The 24,774-nt window shown below is 66.0% G+C and carries 23 protein-coding genes; 12 read left to right on the forward strand and 11 right to left on the reverse strand.

All coding sequences use genetic code 11. The annotated features are described in order from the left end of the window. Positions 1 to 71 precede the first annotated feature (71 nt). Positions 72 to 1,040 carry a pyrimidine 5'-nucleotidase gene (locus K2O51_RS13350; RefSeq protein WP_011296371.1) on the forward strand — a complete coding sequence of 323 codons (969 nt, stop codon included), beginning with the start codon at positions 72 to 74 and terminating at the stop codon, positions 1,038 to 1,040. Next, the gene (gene slmA / locus K2O51_RS13355; RefSeq protein ID WP_041679447.1) at positions 1,037 to 1,702 is read left to right on the forward strand and encodes a nucleoid occlusion factor SlmA; all 666 of its coding nucleotides are present in this window, start codon (positions 1,037 to 1,039) and stop codon (positions 1,700 to 1,702) included. Before K2O51_RS13350 ends, slmA begins: the two co-directional genes overlap by 4 nt. Here the strand turns inward: slmA and creD are convergent. From creD to creB, 3 genes are all read right to left on the reverse strand, one after another. Then, the gene (creD, locus tag K2O51_RS13360; protein ID WP_011296373.1) at positions 1,699 to 3,099 is read right to left on the reverse strand and encodes a cell envelope integrity protein CreD; all 1,401 of its coding nucleotides are present in this window, start codon (positions 3,097 to 3,099) and stop codon (positions 1,699 to 1,701) included. The genes slmA and creD overlap by 4 nt on opposite strands. Before the next feature lie 110 nt (positions 3,100 to 3,209). Then, positions 3,210 to 4,655 (reverse strand): two-component system sensor histidine kinase CreC, encoded by a 1,446-nt coding sequence (creC, locus tag K2O51_RS13365; RefSeq protein ID WP_220631217.1) that lies wholly within the window; start codon positions 4,653 to 4,655, stop codon positions 3,210 to 3,212. A gap of 19 nt (positions 4,656 to 4,674) precedes the next feature. Then, positions 4,675 to 5,355: a two-component system response regulator CreB gene (gene creB / locus K2O51_RS13370; RefSeq protein WP_011296375.1), complete on the reverse strand. Its 681-nt coding sequence runs from the start codon at positions 5,353 to 5,355 to the stop codon at positions 4,675 to 4,677. 310 nt (positions 5,356 to 5,665) lie between these two features. On the opposite strand from creB, the gene metX reads away from it, so the two are divergent. Together metX and metW are read left to right on the forward strand one after the other, a co-directional pair. Further along, entirely contained in the window at positions 5,666 to 6,838 is a 1,173-nt protein-coding gene (gene metX, locus K2O51_RS13375; RefSeq protein WP_220631218.1) for a homoserine O-succinyltransferase MetX, read from the forward strand. Beyond that, positions 6,835 to 7,446 carry a methionine biosynthesis protein MetW gene (metW, locus tag K2O51_RS13380; protein ID WP_011296377.1) on the forward strand — a complete coding sequence of 204 codons (612 nt, stop codon included), beginning with the start codon at positions 6,835 to 6,837 and terminating at the stop codon, positions 7,444 to 7,446. Before metX ends, metW begins: the two co-directional genes overlap by 4 nt. Positions 7,447 to 7,468: 22 nt before the next feature. Here metW and K2O51_RS13385 read toward each other — a convergent pair whose 3' ends face one another. Further along, positions 7,469 to 8,377 (reverse strand): LysR family transcriptional regulator, encoded by a 909-nt coding sequence (locus K2O51_RS13385; RefSeq protein ID WP_011296378.1) that lies wholly within the window; start codon positions 8,375 to 8,377, stop codon positions 7,469 to 7,471. Positions 8,378 to 8,488: 111 nt separating this feature from the next. Here K2O51_RS13385 and K2O51_RS13390 point away from each other — a divergent pair, with 111 nt between their 5' ends. Together K2O51_RS13390 and K2O51_RS13395 are read left to right on the forward strand one after the other, a co-directional pair. After that, a complete protein-coding gene (locus K2O51_RS13390) occupies positions 8,489 to 9,376 on the forward strand; it encodes a DMT family transporter (RefSeq protein WP_011296379.1) in 888 nt (295 codons plus the stop codon). A gap of 74 nt (positions 9,377 to 9,450) precedes the next feature. Continuing rightward, positions 9,451 to 10,305 (forward strand): acyl-CoA thioesterase, encoded by an 855-nt coding sequence (locus tag K2O51_RS13395; RefSeq protein WP_140949359.1) that lies wholly within the window; start codon positions 9,451 to 9,453, stop codon positions 10,303 to 10,305. Between the two features lie 18 nt (positions 10,306 to 10,323). Here K2O51_RS13395 and K2O51_RS13400 read toward each other — a convergent pair whose 3' ends face one another. After that, positions 10,324 to 11,583, reverse strand: a complete 1,260-nt coding sequence (locus K2O51_RS13400; RefSeq protein ID WP_011296381.1) for a muropeptide transporter — start codon at positions 11,581 to 11,583, stop codon at positions 10,324 to 10,326. Between the two features lie 121 nt (positions 11,584 to 11,704). Between K2O51_RS13400 and K2O51_RS13405 the strand changes: the two genes are divergently transcribed. After that, the gene (locus tag K2O51_RS13405) at positions 11,705 to 12,664 is read left to right on the forward strand and encodes a M48 family metallopeptidase (protein WP_220631219.1); all 960 of its coding nucleotides are present in this window, start codon (positions 11,705 to 11,707) and stop codon (positions 12,662 to 12,664) included. Positions 12,665 to 12,726: 62 nt separating this feature from the next. Here K2O51_RS13405 and argC read toward each other — a convergent pair whose 3' ends face one another. Further along, positions 12,727 to 13,674 (reverse strand): N-acetyl-gamma-glutamyl-phosphate reductase, encoded by a 948-nt coding sequence (gene argC, locus K2O51_RS13410; RefSeq protein WP_011296383.1) that lies wholly within the window; start codon positions 13,672 to 13,674, stop codon positions 12,727 to 12,729. A 200-nt stretch (positions 13,675 to 13,874) separates the two neighbouring features. Continuing rightward, positions 13,875 to 14,651: an exodeoxyribonuclease III gene (locus K2O51_RS13415; protein ID WP_011296384.1), complete on the reverse strand. Its 777-nt coding sequence runs from the start codon at positions 14,649 to 14,651 to the stop codon at positions 13,875 to 13,877. Positions 14,652 to 14,683: 32 nt separating this feature from the next. Here K2O51_RS13415 and pyrE point away from each other — a divergent pair, with 32 nt between their 5' ends. Both pyrE and K2O51_RS13425 read left to right on the forward strand, forming a co-directional pair. Then, the gene (gene pyrE, locus K2O51_RS13420; RefSeq protein WP_011296385.1) at positions 14,684 to 15,385 is read left to right on the forward strand and encodes an orotate phosphoribosyltransferase; all 702 of its coding nucleotides are present in this window, start codon (positions 14,684 to 14,686) and stop codon (positions 15,383 to 15,385) included. Positions 15,386 to 15,579: 194 nt separating this feature from the next. Further along, entirely contained in the window at positions 15,580 to 16,761 is a 1,182-nt protein-coding gene (locus K2O51_RS13425) for a patatin-like phospholipase family protein (RefSeq protein ID WP_373460830.1), read from the forward strand. Positions 16,762 to 16,786: 25 nt separating this feature from the next. On the opposite strand, the gene K2O51_RS13430 is transcribed toward K2O51_RS13425, so the two are convergent. From K2O51_RS13430 to K2O51_RS13445, 4 genes are all read right to left on the reverse strand, one after another. Beyond that, positions 16,787 to 17,596: a polyphosphate kinase 2 family protein gene (locus tag K2O51_RS13430; protein WP_011296387.1), complete on the reverse strand. Its 810-nt coding sequence runs from the start codon at positions 17,594 to 17,596 to the stop codon at positions 16,787 to 16,789. 108 nt (positions 17,597 to 17,704) lie between these two features. Beyond that, on the reverse strand, positions 17,705 to 18,571 hold the full coding sequence (gene dapF, locus K2O51_RS13435) for a diaminopimelate epimerase (RefSeq protein ID WP_011296388.1): 867 nt from the start codon (positions 18,569 to 18,571) through the stop codon (positions 17,705 to 17,707). Between the two features lie 43 nt (positions 18,572 to 18,614). Further along, entirely contained in the window at positions 18,615 to 19,508 is an 894-nt protein-coding gene (locus tag K2O51_RS13440) for a lipid A biosynthesis lauroyl acyltransferase (protein ID WP_140949357.1), read from the reverse strand. Continuing rightward, the gene (locus K2O51_RS13445) at positions 19,505 to 20,392 is read right to left on the reverse strand and encodes a lysophospholipid acyltransferase family protein (RefSeq protein ID WP_011296390.1); all 888 of its coding nucleotides are present in this window, start codon (positions 20,390 to 20,392) and stop codon (positions 19,505 to 19,507) included. The genes K2O51_RS13440 and K2O51_RS13445 overlap by 4 nt, the downstream gene beginning before the upstream one ends. Positions 20,393 to 20,703: 311 nt before the next feature. On the opposite strand from K2O51_RS13445, the gene metK reads away from it, so the two are divergent. The 3 genes from metK to K2O51_RS13460 all read left to right on the forward strand — a co-directional run bounded on the left by metK (position 20,704) and on the right by K2O51_RS13460 (position 24,766). Next, a complete protein-coding gene (gene metK, locus K2O51_RS13450) occupies positions 20,704 to 21,867 on the forward strand; it encodes a methionine adenosyltransferase (protein WP_011296391.1) in 1,164 nt (387 codons plus the stop codon). A gap of 144 nt (positions 21,868 to 22,011) precedes the next feature. Further along, entirely contained in the window at positions 22,012 to 22,929 is a 918-nt protein-coding gene (kdoO, locus tag K2O51_RS13455; protein ID WP_011296392.1) for a Kdo hydroxylase KdoO, read from the forward strand. 157 nt (positions 22,930 to 23,086) lie between these two features. Then, positions 23,087 to 24,766 (forward strand): GMC family oxidoreductase, encoded by a 1,680-nt coding sequence (locus K2O51_RS13460; RefSeq protein WP_220631220.1) that lies wholly within the window; start codon positions 23,087 to 23,089, stop codon positions 24,764 to 24,766. The last annotated feature ends 8 nt before the right edge of the window (positions 24,767 to 24,774 follow it).

Here is a 24,774-nt window from a genome sequence, read left to right on the forward strand (position 1 = left end):
CGCCACGGGGCGGCACCCGACTGGCGCGCTGCCCGCTGTTTTCTCCCCCATTGCCTCAGCACCGATCCGGCGTGTCTTCCAGTCATTCCCCTTCGCGCCGTGTCCAGGCGCGCCTGCGCCGGCGCCCGGCCGGCGATCAGTCCGGCGACACGGTGTGGCTGTTCGATCTGGACAACACGCTGCACGACGCCTCGCATGCCATCTTCCCGGCCATCAACCGGCTGATGACTGCGTACGTCGCGCGCGTACTCGGCTGCGACGACGCCACTGCGAGCCGCGTGCGCGTCGACTATTGGCAGCGCTATGGCGCCACGCTGCTGGGCATGATCCGCCATCACGGCGTGGACCCCGCCGATTTCCTGCGCGCCGCGCATGAATTCCCCGAACTGGCCGACATGGTGCGCGTGCGGCGCGGGCTGGCCGCGCATCTGCGCCGGCTGCCCGGGCGCAAGATCATCGTCACCAACGCGCCGCAGGCCTACGCGCGCGCGGTGCTCGATATCGCCGGCATCAGCCATTGCTTCGAGCGCGTGATCGCCATTGAGCAGATGTGGGTGCACGGGCATCTGCGCCCGAAGCCGGACCGGCGCATGCTGCGCCGCCTGCTCGCGCAGACGGGCATCGCGCCGCACCGGGCGGTGCTGGTGGAAGACACGCTGTCGCATCTCAAGCGCTACGCCGGCACGGGCATTCGCACGGCCTGGGTCACGGGCTACCTGCGCACGATCGCGCCATCGCGCCCGCACGTGGTGGCTGCGCCGGAAGCTTCCGGCAGCCGCGGCGATGCCGCGGTGCGATCCACGCTGGACGCCGAGGATCGCCAGCACGCGAGCCATGCCGCGCAAGAGCATTCGGTGACGCTGGTGGCGGCCGAATCGCAGGTCCCGCCGGCGGCGGGCGCTCCCGGGCTGTCACCGCAGTCACAGCCTGAAAACGCGCCGCGGGTACGGGCGCGCGTGCCGAACCGGCCGGCGTATGTGGACATAAAAGTACAATCGATGCATCAACTACAACAAAGATTGCGGAGAACCGGGTCATGATGGAAAGCAACGGAAACCCGCCGGAAGCGGTCCTGCCGGGCGGGCAGGATGCCGCGCCGGCTACTGAAACCGCGCCGCCTGCGCGCAAGCGGCCGCGGCCGGGCGAGCGCCGCGTGCAGATCCTGCAGACGCTGGCAGCGATGCTCGAGCACCCGCGCGGGGAAAAGATCACCACCGCCGCGCTGGCAGCGCGCCTGAGCGTGTCGGAGGCCGCGCTGTACCGCCATTTCGCGAGCAAGGCGCAGATGTACGAAGGCCTGATCGCCTTCATCGAGCAGACCGTGTTCGGCCTGATCAACCAGATCACGACGACCGAGGAGCATGGCCTGCGCCAGGTGCAGGCCATCGTGCGCATGCTGCTGTCGTTCGCGGAGAAGAACCCCGGCATGACGCGCGTGTTGACCGGCGAGGCGCTCGTCGGCGAGCACGAGCGCCTGCAGGACCGCATCAACCAGATGGTCGACCGCATCGAGGCCTCGCTGCGCCAGTGCCTGAAGATCGCCGTGACGCAGGGCGCGTTCCCGGCCGATGCCGATGTCGCGCTGCGCGCCGCGCTGGTCATGGCGTACGTGCAGGGCCAGTGGCATCGTTATGCCAAGAGCGGTTTCCGCAAGTCGCCGGGCGAGCGCGTGGACGCGCAGTTGCGCGTGCTGCTCGGCTAGACCGCACCCTCTCCCGCCGCCGCAACGGCGGCGGGCTTGTCGCGCTGCGGCTGCAAGGCCGCGCCGGCGGCATACCAGTCCACCTTGCGCGTCACGACCATGATCGCGGCCAGCAGCAGGAACAGCAGCAGCGAGCCAAGCACCAGCGCGTTGTCTTCCGAGCGCAGCAGCACGTAGAGCGCGCCATACAGCGTGGTCAGCAGCGTGGCGAAGCCCAGCCCGCGTTTCCAGCTTCGCAGCACGAACGACAGGTAGAAGCCGAGCAGGCCGATGCAGGCCGCGCTTGCCGCCACATAGGCCAGCGCGAAGGCGATATGTTCGGAGAGGCTCAGCAGCAGCAGGAAGAACAGCGCCAGCGCCAGGCCCACCAGCAGGTATTGCACCGGGTGGATGCGAAGCTGCTTGACCAGCTCGAACAGGAAGAACCCCGCAAACGTCAGCAATACGAACAGGATGCCGTACTTGGTTGCGCGCTCGGTCTGCAGATAGATGTTGACCGGCTCGATCAGCTTAACCGTGACCGTGTCCAGACCGCCGCCGCCTGCGCCCGAAATCTGCTCGCGTGCCTTGGTGTTGAAGGCGGTTACGCTCCAGTTCGCGCGGAACCCTTTGTTGTCGACCGTACGCGTACGCGGCAGGAACTCGCCGTCGAAGCTCGGGTGCGGCCACGCCGACTGAATCGCGATATCGTTCTGCGCGGCGATCGGCACCACGGACAGCGATTGCGCGCCCAGCAGCGGCAGCGTCAGGGCGAACGGCACCGTGCGGCCCGCATCGCGCGGATGGCTCGCCGCGGCCTTGAAGTCGGGCAGGTCCAGATCGGCATGCAGGCCCTGCGGCAGCGTGGGCAGTTTCGCGCCTTGTTGCAGCGGCAACTTCTTGCCATCGAGTTCGATCACGGGCGCAGTCATCAGGCCGCGTGTGTCGGTGATGCCCAGTGCCAGATAAGGCTGGCCGACTTCAAACCGGACATGGCCGGGCGAGCGGGCCAGGTCTTCGGGCGAGGGCAGGGTGATGCTGCCCTCCCAGCGGCTCTGCATCTCGTACACCAGCGTCTTGTGGATGCCGCGGTAGCGTTCGCCCGGCGTAACGCCGGCTTGCACGCGCAGGGTTTGCGGAAACACCAGCAACTGCCGCACCTCGACGTGCATCGTCGAGACGGCGGGCTGCTTCGCATCGGCGCGTTCGGTGACGGACGTCACTTCCTTGTACGGCACCACCAGCACCGGTCCGGTCAGCGTCTGCGGGCCGGCGTAGCTCTTCCAGATACTCTGCTCTGCCTCTTGGCCGTAGGACTTGCGCTCCTGGACGAGGTTGCCCACAAGGCTGAGGGGGATCAGGATCAGCACGATCAGCACGCCGGTGATCAGCGATTTGTACAGCAGGACTTTGTTCATGGCTCGGCCCGGGAGTGATGGTGCCGGCCAGATTAGCTACCGCGTGTGCGCAGACCGCGGGGCCGGTGTGAAGCGTTTGTGTGCCCGCTGTGAAGTGCGTGCCGGCTGGGTCAGGACGCGGCCGGCAGCGTGAGCGTGGCAAGCGCGCCACCACCGTCGCGATTGTGAATGGTGATGTCGCCGTGATGCAGCGTCGCGACCTCGCGCACGAAGCAGAGGCCGAGGCCCGTGCTCTTGTCCCGGCCGTCCGGGCGGGGCAGCGAATAGAATCGTTCGAACAGGCGCGGCAGCGCGTAGTCAGGGATGCCAGGACCATCGTCGGCAACTTGTATGGCGATTTGGCCGGCCGGCGCGCCGGTTACATCTATCAGCACCGTGCTGCCGGCTGGCGCGAAATCGAGCGCGTTTTCGAGCAGGTTGGTGACGGCCTGCCGCAGCATGAAGGGATCGCCCAGCACGGCCAGTGCAGGTTCGGCGTCCGGTGCGAGGGCAAACGTCACGCCGCGCTGGCGCGCACGCGGTTCGAGCTCATCGACGAGTGCCTGCAGCAATGGCAACAGCGCGACGCGCTCGGCATGGTCCAGCCGCTGCCGCTGTTCCACCGCGGCCAGCGCCAGCAGCTTGCGGATCATCTGGGCCAGGCGCTGGGACTGGCCACGGATATTCGCGACAAAGCGCTGACGGTCCGCCGGTGGCATGTCTTCCTGCAGCAGCTCCGCCGCGCCGCTGATCGCCGCCAGCGGGCTCTTCATCTCGTGCGTGAGCGTGTGGATGTAGTGCTCGACATACTGCTTGCCTTCGAGCCGCAGCCGCATGGTTTCCACCGCGCGCCCCAGTTCGGCCAGCTCGCTCGCGCCGTGCAGCGGCATTTCCGCGCGCTCGCCGGCTGCCACGGTGCGCGCGTAGCGCTGCAGCCGGCGCAGCCCGAACACCAGCCACAGCGTGCAGACCAGGCCAACCGCGAACGCGACGCCCATCAGCAGCAGACCGTACAGCAGGATCTTGCGCTGGCTGCGCTCGATGAACGGCGCCATCGCGAGATTCGGCTTGGCGACGGTCAGCACGCCGATGGTCTGGCTATTGTCGGGATCGCGAATCGGCGCGGCGACGTGCATGACCGTGCTGTTCTCGTCATCGGGATTGGCGCGCGTGCTGCGCGCGCCGTACTTGCCCTGCAGCGTCAGGTAGACGTCGTTCCAGCGCGAATAGTCGGCGCCGACCGCGCTGCCGCTGGTGTCGAAACGGACGATGCCATGCGTGTCGGTGACGTAGATGCGGTAGCCGACCGACTGCTTGCGCAGGCCCCAGACGCTTGCATCGACGGGCGTGTCCTGCAGCCGCGCCAGCCGCTGGGCGAAGGCGCCTTCGTTGATCCGACCGTGCTTCATGTCGTCCGCCGCCAAGGCTGCCAGCACATTGGCGGTATCGACGAGCGTGTCCTCCATGGCCTGCCGGACGCCGGGCTTTACCTCCTGCACAAAGACGCGCAGCGTGAGGAAAGCGGCCAGCCCGACGATCACGAAGAAGCCGAAAAAGATGCGAAGCCCGATATGCATGTTCAGGCCCGGTCGACCGTCATGGTTCGATGGAGTAGCCCATGCCGCGGTGCGTGCGGATCGGGTCGCTGGCGGCATCGAGTGCGCGCAGCTTGGCGCGCACGGTCTTGATGTGGGTATCGACGGTGCGGTCGATCGTGTCCGGCGCGTCGTGCCAGACCTCGTCCATGAGCTGCGCGCGCGAATAGATGCGGCCAGGGTGGCGCAGCATCAGCGCGAGCATGCGGTACTCGTAGCGCGTGAGTTCGAGCCAGTGGCCGTGGAAGGCCACGCGTGCGCCGTCGTTGTCCACCGTGAATACGCTCTGGCTCGCGGGTTCCGCAACGGGCTGGCGCGCCGTGCGTCGCAGGATCACGCGCACGCGCGCGGCCAGCTCGCGCGGCGAGAAGGGCTTCACCACATAGTCGTCCGCGCCGATCTCCAGGCCGACCACGCGGTCGATCTCATCATGCCGCGCGGTCAGGAAGATGACCGGCACATCGGTGAACGTGCGCAGGGTACGGCAGACCTCGAAGCCGCTCAGGTCGGGCAGGCCGACATCAAGGATCACCAGGTCGAATGCCTGCGTGCGCAGCCGCTCCAGGGCATCGCCACCGAGCGCGCAGCGCTCCACGGCCATGCCGTCGGTGGACAGCGCATAGTCGATCGTGTCGGCAATGGCGGATTCATCTTCGATGACCAGGATGTTCGGCTTGTGCATGGCGATTCGGCGGTGCCGACGTGGCTTGCGGGTGGCGGATGAACGCCCGATGCGGCGCGGTCGGCGGATTGCACTATAATAAGCCGTCGCGCCGATTTGATGACTGGCTTGCGGGCGCGCGGCAGCCGGATGGTCCCACGATCCTCCGTCTGCGAATATAAATGCGGCTAAAGAGGTTGGGTCGGCGCCCCCAGGCAGGATCGGGATTCACGCCGGCACGCGGAACACCGCGAATGCCCGACTTGGCTGCGACGCTTCACACGCACTGCCGGTCGGGTTTTTTTATGCCTGCTTCACGCGGGCCGATTCCATGACAGATGTCGCCTTGCCGCCTGCCGCGCTCACGCTGCCGAACGATTCCGTCGGCGTCGTCACGCCGCAGCGTATGCATTTCCAGGAGCCGCTGAAGCTGCGCAACGGCTCGTCGATCGCCGGGTACGACCTGATGGTCGAGACCTACGGCACGCTCAACGCCGACCGCTCCAATGCCGTGCTGGTCTGCCACGCGCTGAACGCGTCGCACCATGTGGCGGGCGTCTATGCGGACGATCCGCGCGACGTGGGCTGGTGGGACAACATGGTCGGTCCCGGCAAGCCGCTCGACACCAACCGCTTCTTCGTCATCGGCGTGAACAACCTGGGTTCGTGTTTCGGGTCCACGGGCCCGATGAGCACCAACCCTGCCACGGGCGGGCCTTATGGTGCGGCGTTTCCCGTGGTGACCGTCGAGGACTGGGTCAACGCACAGGCGCGGGTGGCGGATGTGTTCGGCATCACGCAGTTCGCCGCGGTGATGGGCGGCAGCCTGGGCGGCATGCAGGCGGTGGCCTGGAGCCTGATGTATCCGCAGCGGCTGCGCCACTGCATCGTGGTCGCATCGACCCCCAAGCTTTCGGCGCAGAACATTGCGTTCAACGAGGTCGCGCGCAGCTCGATCCTGTCGGACCCGGATTTTCACGGCGGCAACTACTACGCGCATGGCGTGAAGCCAAAGCGCGGCCTGCGCGTGGCCCGCATGATCGGCCATATCACTTACCTGTCGGACGAGGACATGGCCGAGAAATTCGGCCGCGAGCTGAAGACCGAGGACATCCGCTTCTCGTTCGATGTCGAGTTCCAGGTCGAGAGCTACCTGCGCTACCAGGGCGACAAGTTTGCCGAGTATTTCGACGCGAACACCTACCTGCTGATCACGCGCGCGCTCGACTATTTCGACCCGGCACTGGCCTATGGCGGCGACCTCACGCGCGCGATGGCGCAGACGCAGGCGAGCTTCCTCGTCGCGAGCTTTACCACCGACTGGCGCTTTGCGCCGAACCGCAGCCGCGAACTGGTCAAGGCGCTGCTCGACAACAAGCGCCCGGTCTCGTACGCCGAGATTGACGCCCCGCACGGCCACGATGCATTCCTGCTCGACGATCCGCGCTACCACAACCTGATGCGCGCTTACTACGACCGCATTGCAGAGGAGATCGGCGCATGAACGCCCTGGCCAATCCGAATATCCTCGCGCTGCGTCCGGACTTCCGCGCGATCGCTCGCTGGATCGAGCCTAATTCCACCGTGCTCGACCTCGGCTGCGGCGACGGCAGCCTGCTGCGCGTGCTGCAGGACGAGCTCGACGTGCAGGCCTATGGCATCGAGATCCAGGACGAAGGCGTGCTTGCGTGCGCGCAGAAAGGCGTGCATGTCATCCAGCAGAACCTGGAAGGCGGTCTTGCGCTGTTCGAGGACAAGAGCTTCGATACGGTAATCCTGTCGCAGACGCTGCAGACCATCCACAACACCGCTCAGGTGCTGCGCGACACGCTGCGCGTGGGGCGCGAGTGCATCGTCTCCTTCCCGAACTTCGGCTACTGGCCGCATCGGCTGTCGGTGTTCCGCGGCCGCATGCCGGTGTCGGAGTCGCTGCCGTACCAGTGGTACAACACGCCGAACGTGCGCGTGCTGACCATCAGCGATTTCGAGGCGCTGGCGCCCAAGGTGGGCCTGCGCATTGTCGACCGCGTGGTCATGCACGAAGGCATCACCGTGAACTGGGGCGTGAACTGGCGCGGCAGCCTCGCGGTGTACCGGGTCTGCTCGGCCTGAGCGACGCGCGAACGCCGGGCGGTCAGCGCTCGGCGGTCGTGGCCACCAGATAGTCGACGAACGCGCGCACCTTGGGCGCCACGTGCCGCGTCGGGGTGTACACGGCGTAGGCCGTACCGATGTACGGCTCCAGGATGTCCCAGTCGTCCAGCACCGTGACCAGCCGGCCGTCGGCGAGGCCCGCGGCTGCGGAGAAATCTGGCACGAGGCCTATACCGGCATCGCGCTCGACCATCGCGACGATGGCCATGCTGTTGTTGACTGTGAAGCGTGGCGGAATGCGCACGGTGACATCATCGCCCGAAGTCTTGTGCCGCAACGACCAACGCTCGCCGAACGCGCCATACCCAAGGTACACGCAGCGCGTGTGCGGCAGCTCTTCCGGGCTTGCTGGTGCGTCATGTAGCCGCAACCATCCCGGCGAGGCGACGAGCTGGTAGCGCACCGGGCGTAACGGCCGCGCCACCAGCCCAGGCGGCAGTTCGCGCGCGATGCGGATCGCGACGTCGAGTCCTTCCTCTACCAGATCGACCATGCGATCAACCAGCGTCAGCTGGAGTTCCAGGGCCGGATAGCGCTCCAGCAGCGCGGGAAGGCGGGGTGCCAGCCACGCCTGGCCGAATACGACCGACGCGCTGACGCGCAGTACGCCATGCGGCTCGCCGGTATGGTCGGTGCCAAGTGCGGTGACTTCGCGCGCGGCTGCCGACATGCGGGCGCAGGCCGCGTAGACGGCATGGCCAAGTTCAGTCAGCGCAAAAGCCCGTGTGGTCCTCTGCAGCAGGCTGGCACCAAGCGTGGCTTCGAGCCGCGATACATGCCGGCTGACCGCCGAAGGCGTCATGCCGAGATCCTGCGCGGCGGCGGAGAAGCTGCCGCATTCCACCACGCGCGCGAACACGGCCATGGCATTGAGTGGCGCAGCCTGCATCCGGGTCTCCCCATTCTTTGACTTAGAGTCAAATACTAATTGAGTTCTTGCGGGATTGTTGATCTCTGATCATGATGGAACAATGCACGCAAAGATTCTGCGGAGCACTTCATGGGCAATCAACAAGCAGGCACAGGCGGTACGTGGCGCATGGTCGCCGCGATGGCGTTGTCGGGCACCATCGGCTGGTTCGTCGTCACCAGCGGCCAGCCGACCATCGACGTGGTGTTCTTCCGCTGCTTGCTCGGCGGCGCGTCGCTGCTGAGCGTGCTGACGCTGCAGCGCGGCTGGGTGCGCATGGACAACGCGCGCATGGGCTGGCTCGCGCTGGGCGGCGTCACTCTGATCCTCAACTGGCTGTGCCTGTTTTCGGCCTATGCGTATAGCGGGATCTCGATCGCGACCGTGGTCTATCACACGCAGCCGTTCTTCCTGCTGATCCTGACTGCGGTGTTCCAGCGCGAGCCGTTTCCCTTCGGCCGGTTGCCATGGCTGCTGCTGGCATTTGCTGGCGTGATGCTGATCACGGGGCTGGAGCACGGCGCGCAGGGGACGGCGATGCTGGCTGGTATCGGGCTGGCCATGCTGGCGGCGCTGTTGTATGCGATCACCACCATGGCGACGCGGCGGCTGCAGGGCATTCCGCCGGGCCAGATCGCAGGGCTGCAGATGGTGATCGGCGTGCTGATGCTGGCACCGCTGGCGCATCCGGCAGTGGGCACCTTGACGGGGCAGGCATGGGGCGCGCTGCTCGCGCTCGGGTTGATCCACACGGGCGTGATGTACACGCTGCTGTATGGCGCGTTCCAGCGGCTGAGTGTGGTGTCGATCGCGACGCTGTCGTTCATCTACCCACTGGTCGCGATCGTCATTGATGTGGCGGTGTTCGATGTGGTGCTTGGGCCGCTGCAGCTCGCCGGCATGGCGTTGGTGCTGCTTGGCGTGATCGCGAACCAGCTCGGCTGGAGCGTGCCGCTGCGAACGCGTGCCCGAGGCTGACGCGGATATGCATTGACGCGAACCCTGACTACGGCTAATGTAGGCAGGGTAATCGAACGACCGTGCTATTTGCTATGACCACCGCGCCCCAGACTGTCAACGCCGCCACCGCCGCCGGCACGCTGCTTCATCCCTTCGACGATGCGCTTGTGCTCGAGCGCGCAGGCGAACACTGCTATCTGGGCCGTACTACGCCGGCCTACTGGAACATGATCGGGCCGTTTGGAGGCATCACGGCGGCCACACTGCTGCAGGCGGCCCTGCGGCATCCGGAGCGGCTTGGCGATCCGCTTGCGCTGACGGTCAACTTCGCCGGCCCGATTGCCGAAGGGCCGTTCGAGATCGAAGCGCGTCCGACGCGTACGAATCGCTCGACCCAGCACTGGCAGATCGCGTTGCGGCAGGGCGATGCGGTGGCGACCACGGCGACCGTGGTGTTTTCCGTGCGGCGCGAGACCTGGGCTTGCGGGGAAGCCTCGCGACCAGAGGCACCGCCCGCACACGAAGTTCCGCCGATGGCGGGTTTTGCGCCGGTGCGCTGGCTCAAGTCCTATGACATGCGTCCGTTCCGCGGCGCCAAGCCGACGACGGAGCCGGGCACGGAGCATCCTGACAGCCTCACTCAGTTCTGGCTGCGCGACGAACCGGCGCGCACACCAGACTTCGCTGCCGTGGCGGCGTGGTGCGACAGCTTCTATCCGCGCATCTTCCTCAAGCGCGCTGGCTTCGTGCCAGCGGGCACAGTGTCGCTGACCACCTATTTCCATGCCGATGCTGCCACGCTGGCCGCGCTCGGCGACAGCCACGTGCTGTGCAGCGCCCAGGCGCAGGTGTTCCGGCAGGGCTTTTTCGATCAAAGCGCGCAGGTCTGGAGCGCGGGTGGCGAGTTGCTCGCCACGTCGCACCAGATCGTCTACTACAAGGAATAAGGCTGCCGGCTACGCCGATCAGGCAATCGCTTCGCGCGCCTGGGCTTCGTAGCGATGGACGGTGTGGCGCATGGCCCAGAGCAGCAGCACGCCGGGCAATGCCACCAGCACCGTGCCCAGGTAGAAGGGCGCCCAGCCCCAGGCTTCGACCATATAGCCGGAGGTCGGTCCGACGTAGACGCGGCCCACCGACGCCAGCGCCGACAGCAGCGCGTACTGCGTGGCCGAGAATGAGCGGTTGCACAGCGTCATCAGCAGCGCGACGAACGCCGCCGTGCCCATGCCGCCGCAGAGGTTTTCGACCGCGATGGTGGCGCCCATCGACCACAGGTGCGGCGGCGTCACCGACAGGATCCAGTAGCCGAGGTTGGATATGGCCTGCAGCAGGCCGAACAGCATCAGGGAACGATACAGCCCGAGCCGCACCATCAGCGTGCCGCCGAACAGCGCGCCGACGATGGTCGCGGCCAGTCCGAGCGTCTTGTTGACGATGCCGACTTCGCCGGCGGAAAAGCCGACACCGCGGATCAGGAACGTCGTGGAGAGGCTGCCGGCGAACGCGTCGCCAAGCTTGTACAGCACGATCAGCAGCAACAGCCACCATGCGCCGGGGCGCGAGAAGAAGTCGCGCAGGGGGCCGACGATGGCTTCTTCGAGGGAGCGCGGCGCACGCGCGGGCACGTCGGGCTCGGGCGCCCACAGCAGCGTGACCATGCCGACGCCCATCAGCGCGGCCATCAGCAGGTACATCTGCGGCCAGCCCATCACGCGGTCTGCCAGCCAAAGCGCTAGACCGCCCGAGACCAGCATCGCCAGCCGGTAGCCGAGCACCTTGACGGCCGCGCCGGCGCCGCGTTCGGCCGGGCGCAGCACGTCGGTGCTGTAGGCATCGAACACGATGTCCTGCGAGGCCGACAGGAACGCCACGAGCGTAGCCAGCGCCGCCAGCGTCCACAGCGCTTCGCGCGGCGGGCAGAATGCCATCGCGCCAATGCCGATCACGAGCCCGATCTGCGTGACCAGCAGCCAGCCCTTGCGCCGGCCCATCAGCGGCGGCGTGTAGCGGTCCATCAGAGGCGCCCACAGGAATTTGAAGATGTAGGCCTGGCCCACCAGCGAGAAGAAGCCGATGGTTTTGATATCGAGCCCTTCGACCGTCATCCAGGCCTGCAGCGTGCCGGACGTGAGCGCCAGCGGCAGTCCTGAGGCGAAGCCCAGCGCCAGCATGGCGCCGATGCGGCGGTTTCGGAAGATGTCGAGATAGTCCTGGAAATTCATGGATGGCGTGGGCGGATGGCGCCGCGCGGCTGCGCAGGCGCCGTGTATTATTGCATCACCCGTTTGCCCCCTCTGTCCAAGACTGCTCCCGGCTTTCCCTACTGCCCCCAAGGAACCGAACATGTCCCGCCACCTGCCAGGTGTTCCGCGTCCTGTCCTGTCCCGCATGGCCTGTGCGTTGTCCATGGGCGCGGCGATGAGCATGGCGCCGTTGGCACTGGCCCAGCAGGACCCCGGACAGGAGGATGGCATCCGCTTGCAGCGTGGCGGATCGGCGGTGAAAAACATCGTACCGGTCGAGGTGATCGAGCAGCAGGCCGCGCAGGAGTACGAGCAGATCAAGCAAGAAGCGATCGCCAAGCATGCGCTCGCTGGCGACAGCAATGCGCAGCTGCAGCGCCTGCGTGCTATCGGCAAGCGGCTGCTGCCGGAGACCACGCGCTGGAACGAACGCGCGCGCCAGTGGCAGTGGGAAATCAACCTGATTGGCTCGAAGCAGGTCAATGCGTTCTGCATGCCGGGCGGCAAGATCGCGTTCTACACGGGCCTGCTCGAACAGCTCAAGCTGACCGACGATGAGATCGCCATGGCCATGGGCCACGAGATCGCACACGCGCTGCAGGAGCATGCGCGCGAGCGCGCGGCCAAGTCGGAGATTACCAACCTTGGCGCCAATGTCGTGTCGCAGCTGTTCGGCTTCGGCAACCTCGGCAATATGGCGCTGGGCACGGGCGCGCATCTGCTGACGCTGCGCTTTTCGCGTGCGGATGAAAGCGAGGCCGACCTGATCGGCATGGACATTGCCGCGCGCGCCGGCTACGACCCGCGCGCTGCCGTGACGCTGTGGCAGAAGATGGCCAAGGTCACGCAGTCGGGCGCGGATTTCCTGTCCACGCACCCGTCGGGGCGTACCCGAATTGCCGATCTCGAGAAGCACATGCCCGAGGTGCTGCCGCTCTACGCGCGCGCCATCAACACCACGGTGGACCGCCTGCCGCCGTATCGCGCCAATATGGCCAACCTTGGCGATGCACCCGTCGATGCCGGCGACGACGACCGGCAGCGGCCGCTCAAACGCTGATGATCCCGCAGAAAGTAAAAAAGCCGGCAATGCCGGCTTTTTTACTTGAGACCTTGAAACGCTCAGGCCTGCAGCCCGGTCGCCTCGTCGGCGCCGACATGCACGTTCATGCATTGCACTGCCGCGCCGGCCGCGCCCTTGCCCAGGTTGTCCAGGCGCGCGACCAGATTCAGGCGATCGGGCGTGCCGAACACGAACAGGTCGACACGGTTGGTGTCGTTGTTGGCCTGCACGTCGAGGAAACCATCGTCGAGGTTGTCGTCGCTGTTGTACGGCAGCACGCGCACGAACTGCTCGCCTTCATAGTGCTCGCGGTAGATGTCGACGATCTGCTCGGGGCTGACCTTGCGCGCGAGGCGGTCAGCATAGACCGGCACCGTCACGGCCAGGCCCTTGAAGAAGTTGCCGACGATCGGGTTGAAGATAGGCTCCGCCGCCAGGCCGGCCTGCACGCGCATTTCGGGCAGGTGCTTGTGCGCCAGGCCAAGCGCGTACGGGCGCGGGCTTTGCAGCTTCGGATTACCGCCGGCTTCGAAGTCGGCAATCATCTTCTTGCCGCCGCCGCTGTAGCCGGTCAGCGAGAACGCCGAGACCGGGTAGTCGCGCGGCAGCACGCCGGCATCGATCAGCGGACGCACCGCCAGCACGAAGGCGCTGGCATGGCAGCCCGGCACAGCGATGCGCTTGCTCGCGCGGATCTTTTCGCGCTGGCCGCGCACCAGTTCCGGCAGGCCATAGGCCCAGCTGTCTGACGTGCGGAACGCGGTGCTGGCGTCGATCACGCAGGTATTCGGGTTGGTCACCAGCGACACGGCCTCGCGCGAGGCCACGTCCGGCAGGCACAGGAAAGCGACGTCTGCGGCATTCAGGAAGCGTGCACGCTCGGCCGGGTCCTTGCGCTTGTCATCAGCAATGCGCAGCAATTCGACGTCGGAACGACCAGAGAGATAGTCAAGCAGCCGGAGACCGGTGGTGCCTTCCTGACCATCGACGAACACTTTGAAAACCATGGCGGACTCGCTCTAGAGATGCGGGGAATGCGAAACGTCCCTGCCGGGCGCAGGGGCGAACCTGCATTGTAACGGGGATGGGGGCGGGTCGCAGGGGTTTGTACCGATTGGATTCTTGTGATTTGGCAGGGTTAGTGGCTTGCTGGACCGCCCCCCGGAACTGCTAGAGGAAGTCAGGGCGGCATGACCGCCCTGACCCGTCACAGAGGATAGTTGTAATCGATCGACAGCGGCGCGTGGTCGCTGAACTTCTCATCCTTGTAGATCGAGCAGACATGCGCCGTTCCGGCAATCTTCGGCGTGGCCAGGTGGTAATCGATGCGCCACCCGACGTTCTTGGCATAGGCCTGGCCGCGGTTGCTCCACCATGTGTATTGCTCGGGGCGGGGATCCAGCTGGCGGAACACGTCCACGTAGCCGTGCATGTCGAACAACTGACCGATCCAGGCCCGTTCTTCCGGCAGGAAGCCCGAGTTCTTCAGGTTGCCCTTCCAGTTCTTGATATCGATTTCCTTGTGCGCGATGTTCACGTCGCCGCACAGCACGATCTCACGCCCACTGGCCTTCAGTTGCAACAGGTGAGGCAGGAACGCCTCCATGAAGCGGAACTTTGCCTGCTGGCGCTCCTCCGAGCTTGAGCCCGACGGAACATACACCGAGATCACCGCGAGGTGCGGATACTGCACCTCCACGTAACGGCCTTCACTGTCGAACTCAGGGTTGCCAAAGCCCGTGATCACGCGCTCCGGCTTGTGGCGTGTGTAGAGGCCGACACCGCTGTATCCCTTCTTCTCGGCGTAGTGGAAGTAGCCGTGGTAGCCATGTGGCGCCAAGAACGCTTCGGTCATGTCGGCGGCCTGGGCCTTGAGTTCCTGCACGCAGACCATGTCCGCGTCCTGCTTGCCCATCCACTCGAAAAAGCCCTTCTTGGAAGCGGAGCGGATGCCGTTGAGGTTGGCGCTGATAATCCGTAACATGCGGGAAAATTTTTGAATTCAGAGAGAAGAGCATGACGCAGCAGACGACGACTTCGACCACGCAGCAGGCGGGCCAGCCGGATCTCAGCCAGACCTTTATCCGCTTCGCGCTGGACGCCGGCGTGCTGTCCTTTGGCGAATTCGTCACCAAGGCGGGCCGCAAGTCGCCGTACTTCTTCAATGCCGGCCTGTTCAACCAGGGCGCCATGCTCGGCCAGGTGGCGCAATTCTATGCGAAAACCCTGCTGGCCTCGGGCGTGCAGTTCGACGTGCTGTTCGGGCCGGCCTACAAGGGCATCACGCTCGCGTCTGCCACCGCAGTGGCGCTGGCGGGCATGGGACGTGACGTCGGCTTCGCCTATAACCGCAAGGAAGCCAAGGACCATGGCGAGGGCGGTACGCTGGTCGGGGCAAAGCTCCAGGGCAAGGTCGTCATCATCGACGATGTGATCTCCGCCGGCACTTCGGTGCGCGAATCGATGCAGCTGATCCGGGCGGCCGGCGCCGAACCGGCCGCCGTGCTGATCGCGCTGGACCGGATGGAAAAGAGCGGTACCGCCGACCAGATCGGCACCCATTCGGCCGTGCAGGACGTGCAGCGCGAATACGGCGTGCCCGTGATCGCCATTGCCAGCCTGAAGGATCTGCTGGCCTATCTGGACGCGTCCAACAATCCCTCGCTGTCGGCCTCGCGCGAGGCTGTGGCCGCCTATCGCCAGCGCTACGGCGTCTGACCGGCACTGTGGCGCGCGGCTGACCGGAGGTAGCTGCCGGCGTGCCGCGCCCAAGGCAGGATTCACCATCTGTGAAGGAGCAAGGCGTGGCGGGCAAAGAGCGACAGGAATCCCAGGAAACGGCGGCGCGGCGCGCAAAGCCAGTGCGCAAGCGCAAGGCGACTTCGGTAGACCCATGCGGGCCGGCGGAAGACCTGCCCAAGGGTCCTGAACCCGGTCGGCCGGCACATGAGGCCTATGCCGTGCGCGCGCTGGTGCTGCAGGGCGGCGGCGCGCTCGGCGCCTATCAGGCGGGCGTCTACCAGGGGCTCGCCGAAGGCGGCATCTATCCGAACTGGGTCGCGGGCATCTCGATCGGCGCACTGAATGCGGCGATCATTGCCGGCAATCCGCCCGAGCGGCGCGTCGAGCAGCTACGCGCGTTCTGGGACTACATCTGCGCGCAGCCGTGGCTGCCGAGCCTGTCGCAGTCGTCGATGTTCGACAGCGCGGATACCTGGCCGGAGCCGTTGCGCGTCTGGTTCGACGGCATGCACGCGGCGCGCGCGATGTTCGAAGGCCAGCGCGGCTTCTTCATGCCGCGCAACTGGCTGGAACTGGTGACGCGCTACACCGACCCTACGCGAGCGAGCTACTACGACACCACGCCGCTCAAGGCCACGCTCGAACGCTTCGCCGACTTCGACCTGATCAACCGGCCCAAGGAAATGCGCGTGTCGGTCGGCGCGGTCAATATCCGCACTGGCAACTTCGCCTATTTCGACAACACGCGCGACACGCTGCGGCCCGAGCATTTCATGGCGTCGGGCGCGTTGCCGCCGGGCTTCCCGGCCGTGGAGATCGATGGCGAGTACTACTGGGACGGCGGCCTGGTGTCCAACACGCCGCTGGCCGAGGTGCTTACCGCGCAGCCGCGCCGCGACGCATTGATCTTTCAGGTCGACCTGTGGAGCGCGCGCGGCAAGCTGCCGCATGACTTGAGCGAGGTAGCCGAGCGCCAGAAGGATATCCAGTATTCCAGCCGCACCCGCACCATCACCGACTACATGCGCGAGCAGCAGAACTACCGCCGCATGCTCAGCGAAGTGATGGCGCTGGTGCCAGCGTCAAAGCGCGACAGCGACTGGTACCGCCGCGCCGCCGAGCATGCCTGTGATGCGCGCCGCAACGTGATTCAGCTTATCTACCGCGACAAGTCGTTCGAGAACAGCGCAAAGGACTACCAGTTTGGGCTCCTGGCCATGAACGAACACTGGTCCAGCGGTCTGGACGATATCCGCGACACGCTGCGCCACCCGCACTGGCTGGCCATGCCGAGCCCCGAACGCCCGTTCGTCACGCACGACGTGCATCGCGGCAACGGCGACCGCGAGTAATGCGGCGCTCGAGTCATGCGGCGCGCTACTCGACCTTGATCCCCGCCAGGTCGGCCCGCGCCGGCGGGTAGGCCGGCTTGAGCTGGCGGAATACCTCGGCGAGAATCTCGGCCACCATCAGGTTACGATGGGTCTTGGAATCGGCCGGCACGATGTACCACGGGCATTCCGGGGTGCTCGTGGCCGCAATGGCCGATTCATAGGCATCCATGTAAGCCTTCCAGTGCTTGCGCTCGGCCAGGTCGGTCGGGTCGAATTTCCAGTGCTTGTTCGGGTCGGCCAGGCGTGCTTCGAGGCGCGCCTTTTGTTCGTCCTTCGAGATATGCAGGAAGCACTTGACGATGGTGGTGCCGGTCTCGGTCAGCAGTGTCTCGAACGCGCGTATCTGCTTGTAGCGGCGCTCGCATTCCTGCGTATCGATCCAGTCGTGCACGCGCGTGATCAGCACGTCTTCGTAGTGGCTGCGGTTGAACAGCACGATCTCCCCAGCCCGGGGCACCTGCACGTGTACGCGCCACAGGTAGTCGCGCGCGAGTTCGTCGGGCGTGGGCGCCTTGAAGCTCACCACGCGGATGCCTAGCGGATCGAAGCTGCGGAACACCGAACGTACGGTGCCGTCCTTGCCGCTGGTGTCCATGCCTTGCAGGACGACGAGGATCTTGCGCCGGTGTTCGGCATAGAAGATGTCTTGCTGAGCGTCGAGGGCATCGCTCAGCCGCGTGATGCAAGCGAGATCGGTCTCTTTGTCGCCTTGCGACATGGGCTTGCTGCCCGGGTCGAAGCTGGCGAGGTTGAAGCGCTTGCCCGAGGTGATGCGGTAATCGTCCAGCGGCATGGGTGATCCATCGGTGCGTCCGGCGGCAGGGCACCGCGCGGAACGTTCGGGGAACCCCGCCGCAGTCGGGACACGAGGATGCGAAGCGGGGCGCACAGGCCCCTATAGTCAGGCCGGCAGGGCGGCGAGGTCAATGGTGCCTTCGAACACGGTGGTAGCCGGACCGGTCATGCGCACGGGTTCGGCGCCGCCGTCCCAGGCAATGTTCAGGTCGCCACCGTGCGTGTGGACCTTGACCGGGGAATCCAGCAGGCCGCGGCGAATGCCGGCTACGACGGCCGCGCAAGCGCCCGTGCCGCAGGCCAGCGTCTCGCCGGCGCCGCGTTCGAACACGCGCAGGCGCGCGGTATGGCGGTCCACCACTTGCAGGAAGCCGGCGTTCACGCGGTTCGGGAACGTCGCGTGATGTTCGATCAACGGACCGTCCTGCAGTACCGGGAAGTTCTCGACATCGTCCACCACCTGCACTGCGTGCGGATTGCCCATCGACACCGGGGAAATCCACGCCGTGCGGCCGTTGATTTCCAACCCGTAGGCGATGTCTTCACCTTGCGTGCGGACTGGCAGGCCATCCGGGCGGAACGGCACGCGAGCCGGTTCCAGTTCGGGCGCGCCCATGTCCACGGTGACCTGGCCGTCGTCCTGCAGTGTCAGCGTGATCACGCCGTTCATGACCTCCACGCGCACCGAGCGCTTGTCGGTCATGCCCTTGTCGGTGACGAAGCGCACGAAGCAGCGCGCGCCATTGCCGCAGTGCTCGACCTCGCTGCCATCGGCATTGAAGATGCGGTAGCGGAAATCCACGTCCTCGCGCGTGGGCTTTTCCACGATCAGCATCTGGTCGGCGCCGACGCCGAAATGCCGGCTGGCAAGCGCACGCCACTGTTCGGTGGTCAGGTCGAGCTTCTGGTGGATGCCGTCGAGCACGACGAAGTCGTTGCCGGCACCGTGCATCTTGGTGAACTGGAGTTTCATGGTGCGAATTGTAGCCGCGCAGGGCCGGACCTGCCGGCGGTAGTCAGTAGATGGACGGTTCGCCGGGCGGGCGGTTCTTGAAGCGCTTGTGCACCCAGTAGTACTCGGCCACGCGCGGGCGGATGCAGTCTTCAAAGAACGCGTTCATGCGGCGCGTGTCCTCCGTCACGCTGTCGCCGGGGTAGTTGTCCCAGGCCGGCAAGATGCGAAGCACGTAGCCCTGGTAGTCGGGCAGCATCTCCGTGTAGACCGGCACGACCTTGGCGCCCGTCATCCGCGCCAGGCGCGACACCGAGGTCAGCGTCAGCGCCTGCACGCCGAAGAACGGCACATACTCCGAATCGCGCTCGCCGAAGTCCATGTCGGCGATGAGCTGCAGTGCTTCGCCTTTCTTCAGGCAGCGCAGGATGTCGCGCGCGCTGTCGTTGCGCGAGATCATCTTCGCGCCAAAGCGGCCCCGTGCGTGCTTGAGGAACCCGTCGAACAGCGTGTTCTTCTGCGCGGTGTACAGCGATGCACCCGAACGACCGACGTGGTCCCGCAGGTGGATGGTCAGGCGGATCGCACCGGCTTCCACGCCGGACAGGTGGAGCGTGACCAGGATGTGGGGTGTACCGTCGAGCGCGACCAGATCCGCCTGGTCGTCGATCTGCACCCAGCGGCGCATCTGTGCCTCGCTTCCGGTCCAGAAGATGCCGCGCTCGGCAAAGCTGCGGAACACGGTGCGGAAGGAATCACGCGACAGCGTGTCGATCTCGGCTTCGGTCTTGTCGGGAAAGCTGGCGCGCAGGTTGGCCTGCACGATCCGGCGCCGGCTGCTCGGAAAGAGATATAGCAGGCTGCCCAGCCCCTCGCCGAAACGGGCGACGAACGGGTAGGGCAGCTTGCCCAGCACGGTCAGCAGACCGATGCCGAGCCAGGTAAAGATACGGCTCATGAGCGGGAGGATTCGGTAGCCGCCAGCGTGCCCCGATCGGGGTCCTGCACGCCGGACGGAGTCTTGTAGCGGTGATAGCCCCAGAGGTACTGCGTGGGCGCGATGGCCACGAGTGCCTCTATGGTCCGGTTGATGATGGCGGCAGCTTCGGCCGGGTCTTCGGGCAACATGCCGCCATCGTTGATGACGCACAGATGGCCGCGGTAGCCAGCGCCGCGAGGGAGCCGTTCGCCGAAGATGGCGACAACCGGCGCTCTGGTCAGTTGCTGCAGGCGGTGGACCAGCGCCATGGTATAGGCGGGTTTGCCGAAGAACGGCGCCCAGTTGCCTTCGCCGCCGCTCGGTACTTGGTCAGGAAGGATGCCGACAGCCTGGCCCCGCTTGAGCGCTTTCACCAGCATGCGCACGCCGCGCGGCGTTGCCGGCGCCATTGCCAAATTGGGCCGGGTGCGCATGCGTTCGATCCAGTCGCGCAGCCACGCCTGGTGCGGCGGCTTGAACAGGGCGGTAACGGGGCGCAAGAGCGCATGCGATTGCGGCAGCACCTCGAAGCAGCCCAGGTGAGGCGTCAGGATGATGATGCCGTTGCCGCGGGCCTGAAGCTTTTCCAGTTCCGGCCACAGGTAATCGTCAAAGCCGTACAGGCGCGCGGCGATGGTCTTTCGGCTCCAGAAGTACGGCATTTCCAGGATCATCCGGCCGCTCGAGCGGGCCGCTTCGGCAATCATCTGTTCGGTCGCGTCCGGGAACGCGAGCAGGAAGTTCTCTCGCAGCCGACGTCCATAACGCCCCGGCACACGCGCTGCCAGCAGTCCGAGCGCACCGCCCACGGCCTGGAGCAGGCGCAGCGGCAAGCGGGAGATCAGCCAGAACAGGAAAGTCATTGCGTGGCGGTGGATGTCGGGTCCCTTGTGGAAAGGGTCATCAATGCTGGAGCAAGCCGTCGTTCAGGGCTAAGGATCCGTAGAATTCCTGCCGCTAACCATGGATCGGATCGGCGTGCGCCGGCGCACGGTGGCCCTTGGGCCACAGGCTGCATTGTGCCGGCAGGCGCGTATAATAGCGTGTATCGCCGAGTTAACTGACAACTTGCGGGGCGATACCGCTCTAACCGAGCGGCCTGAAAATACCGCTAAAGCGTCGCCGCCATGACCCGACAGGGTGGCACGCAATAGCCAACCTGGAGAACAAGTTCGTGGCAAACGACTTCCTTTTCACTTCGGAGTCCGTCTCCGAAGGCCATCCCGACAAGGTCGCAGACCAGATTTCCGACGCCGTCCTCGATGCCATCCTGGCGCAGGACAAGTACGCGCGTGTGGCTGCCGAGACGCTCTGCAACACCGGGCTGGTCGTGCTGGCCGGGGAAATCACCACCACGGCCAACGTCGACTACATCCAGGTCGCGCGCGACACGATCAAGCGCATCGGCTACGACAACACCGAGTACGGCATCGACTACAAGGGTTGCGCGGTGCTGGTCGCCTATGACAAGCAGTCGCCCGACATCGCCCAGGGCGTGGACCGCGCCTCGGACGACTACCTGAACCAGGGTGCCGGCGATCAGGGCCTGATGTTCGGCTACGCCTGCGACGAGACCCCGGAACTGATGCCGTTCCCGATCTACTACTCGCACCGTCTGGTCGAGCGCCAGTCGCAGCTGCGCCGCGATGGCCGTCTGCCGTGGCTGCGCCCGGACGCCAAGTCGCAGGTCACCGTCCGTTATGTCGACGGCCGTCCGCACAGTGTCGACACCGTCGTGCTGTCGACCCAGCATGCGCCGGACATCACCCAGGCCCAGATCCGCGAAGCGGTGATCGAGGAGATCATCAAGCCGGTGCTGCCGCCCGAGATGCTCAAGGACACCAAGTACCTGGTCAACCCGACCGGTCGCTTCGTCATCGGCGGCCCGCAGGGCGATTGCGGCTTGACCGGCCGCAAGATCATCGTCGACACGTACGGTGGCGCTTCGCCGCACGGCGGCGGTGCGTTCTCGGGCAAGGACCCGTCGAAGGTCGACCGTTCGGCCGCCTACGCCGCGCGCTACGTTGCCAAGAACGTCGTGGCCGCGGGCCTCGCGCGCCAGTGCCAGGTGCAGGTGAGCTATGCCATCGGCGTGGCGCGTCCGATCAACGTGACGGTCTACACCGAAGGCACGGGCAAGATTTCCGACGCGAAGATCGCCGAACTGGTCCAGGAACACTTCGACCTGCGTCCGAAGGGCATCGTGCAGATGCTCGACCTGCTGCGCCCGATCTACGAGAAGACTGCCGCTTACGGCCACTTTGGCCGCGAAGAGCCGGAATTCTCGTGGGAAGCGACGGACAAGGCTGCGATCCTGCGCGCAGCGGCTGGTCTGTAAGCATTCGCCTTTCTGGCATGAAACCCCGCCGGCCATTGGTCGGCGGGGTTTTTTGTTGGGCGCTTTGCGTCTGCCATGTCTGTGATCAATTCGTCACCAGAAATAGCGCGTAAAATCCGGCTATCCGGCAAACCGAGAACGCCCATGCCATCCGCTTCCGCCTCCACTTCCTCAGCCAAACTCGACCTGATCCGCCCGCAGCCGTACACCGACTGGTCGCCGGAGGTGGATGGCGCAACCAAAGCGGACCTGCGCCGCCAGCTGGAGCAAGGCGCGGTGCTCTATTTCCCCGATCTGCACTTCCGTTTCGAGCCGGGCGAGGAGCGCTTCCTCGACAGCCGCTATTCGGACGGCAAATCCAAGAACATCAACCTGCGCGCCGGCGACACCGCCGTGCGTGGGGCGCAGGGCAGCGAGCAGGATCGCGCCGATCTGTACCGCCTGATCCGCCGCTACGCCGATTTCAGCGAAAAGCTGGTGCTGTCGCTGTTCCCGGAGTACGCCCCGTACATGACGCGCGCGGGCACGTCGCTGCGCCCGAGCCAGATCGCCGGCCGCGCCGTGAGCTGGCGCAAGGACGACACGCGCCTGCACGTCGATTCCTTCCCGTCGAACCCGCTGCTGGGCAAGCGCCTGCTGCGCGTGTTCCACAACATCGACCCCGAAGCGCCGCGCGTGTGGCGCGTGGGCGAGCCGTTTGCCGATTTTGCGCAACGCTTCGTGCCGAAGACCCACGGCATGTGGCCGGGGCAGGCGGCGCTGATGAAGCTGCTGCACATCACCAAGCGCACGCGTTCGGAATACGACCACCGCATGCTGCAACTGCACGACCTGGCCAAGGCCGACCTGGACTACCAGGCCAGCGTGCCGCAGCAGGAATTCCACTTTCCGCCGGGTTCGACCTGGATTGTTTTCAGCGACCAGTTACTGCACGCCGCCATGCGCGGCCGCGCGATGATGGAGCAGACCATCTACCTGGACCCGAAGGCGATCTCCGACCACACCCACTCGCCGGAAGCCGTGCTGTCGCGCATGCTGGGCCGGCCGATGCTGCTCTCCTGACGGTGCCGCGCGCCCGGTAACCCAGCCACGCGCGCTTCCTCCGCCCTTCACTTCACGCGGCGGCAGCGCCTACACTGGTTTTCAGGCTGCCATCCTTCCGGGTGGGCGGGCAGAGGGCATACGCCCCGCCGCCCTCTCCGGACACGCGGGGAGACTGATGGAAACCACGTATGACTATGTCGTTGTCGGCGCGGGTTCGGCGGGGTGTGCGCTGGCCGGGCGCCTCGCTGACAGCGGCAGCGACAGTATCGCGCTGGTCGAGGCGGGCCATCACGACCACCATGTGCTGGTGCGCACACCCGCGGGCATCGGCGCCATGCTGCCGCGCGGCGGGGCCCGCAACTACGCCTATGAAACCGTGCCGCAGCCCGGACTGAACGGCAGGCGCGGCTTCCAGCCACGGGGCCGCGGGCTCGGTGGCTCCTCATCGATCAACGCCATGATCTACACGCGCGGCCGCCCCGCCGACTACGACGCGTGGGCCGCCGCAGGCTGCGACGGGTGGTCATGGGACGATGTGCTGCCGTACTTTCGCCGCGCCGAGTGCAATGCGCGCGTGGCCGGCAGCGACGAGGATCCACTGCATGGCGGCACGGGCCCGCTCCACGTATCGGACCTGCGCACGCCCAATCCATTCGGCCAGCATTTCATCGACGCCGCCCAGCAGGCCGGCTTCACGCGCAACGACGATTTCAACGGCGAGGAGCAGGAAGGCGTCGGCTGGTACCAGGTTACGCAGCACGAAGGCGAGCGCTGGAACGCCGCGCGCGCTTACCTGCATGGCGGCAATGCACGCGACAAGGCCTGTAACGGCGGACGTGCCGGCCTGCACGTGCTGACCGGCATGCAGGTGCTGCGTATTGTCTTCGAGGGCAGGCATGCGGTAGGCGTGCTGGCTGTGCGCAATGGCCGCCAGCACCTGCTTCGCGCTCGTCGGGACGTCATCGTGTCGGCTGGCACCTTCGGCTCGCCGCAGCTGCTGATGGCCTCCGGCATCGGCCCCGCGGCGCACCTGCGCGATCGCGGTATTGCTGTGGTGCACGACCTGCCCGGTGTCGGCGGCAACCTCCAGGACCATCTCGACGTCATCCTGCAGAAGCGCGTGCCCGCGCTGGAGCTGTTTGGCCTGTCGCTCAGCGGTGCCATGCACTTGCTGTCCGAGATGCTGCGCTACCGGCGCGAGCGCGCGGGCATGATGAGTTCCAACTTTGCCGAGGCCGGCGGCTTCATCCGCAGCCATCCCGACCTGGCAGAACCGGACCTGCAACTGCATTTCGTGGTGGGCATGGCCGACGACCACATGCGCAAGATCCGCTTCGGCCACGGTTATTCATGCCATGTGTGCGTGCTGCGTCCGCGCAGCCGCGGTGAAGTCCGGCTCGATTCGCCCGATATGCGGCAGCCGCCGTGCATCGATCCCGGCTACTTGTCAGATCCGCGCGACCTGGACGATATGGTGGCCGGCGTGAAAATCGTGCGCCGGATCTTCAATCAGCCGCAGCTTCTGTGCTTCGGCGGGCGCGAGTTGTATTCCGCGCACCTGCGTGCCGACGACAGCGACGACGCGGCCGTGCGCGAGATGATCCGCGAACGCGCGGACACCATCTACCATCCCGTGGGCACGTGCCGCATGGGCATGGACGCAATGGCGGTGGTCGATCCGCAATTGCGCGTGCGCGGTGTGGAAGGTCTGCGCGTGGTCGATGCGTCGATCATGCCGACGCTGATCGGCGGCAATACCAATGCACCCGCCATCATGATCGGCGAGCGCGCGCATGACCTGATCCGCTATGCGCCGCGCGTACTGCTCAGGATTCGCGAGCCGATGGAGGCCTGAGTCGCTTC

It is taken from the genome of Cupriavidus pinatubonensis (assembly GCF_019602855.1).
GTDB classification, from domain to species: Bacteria; Pseudomonadota; Gammaproteobacteria; order Burkholderiales; family Burkholderiaceae; genus Cupriavidus; species Cupriavidus pinatubonensis.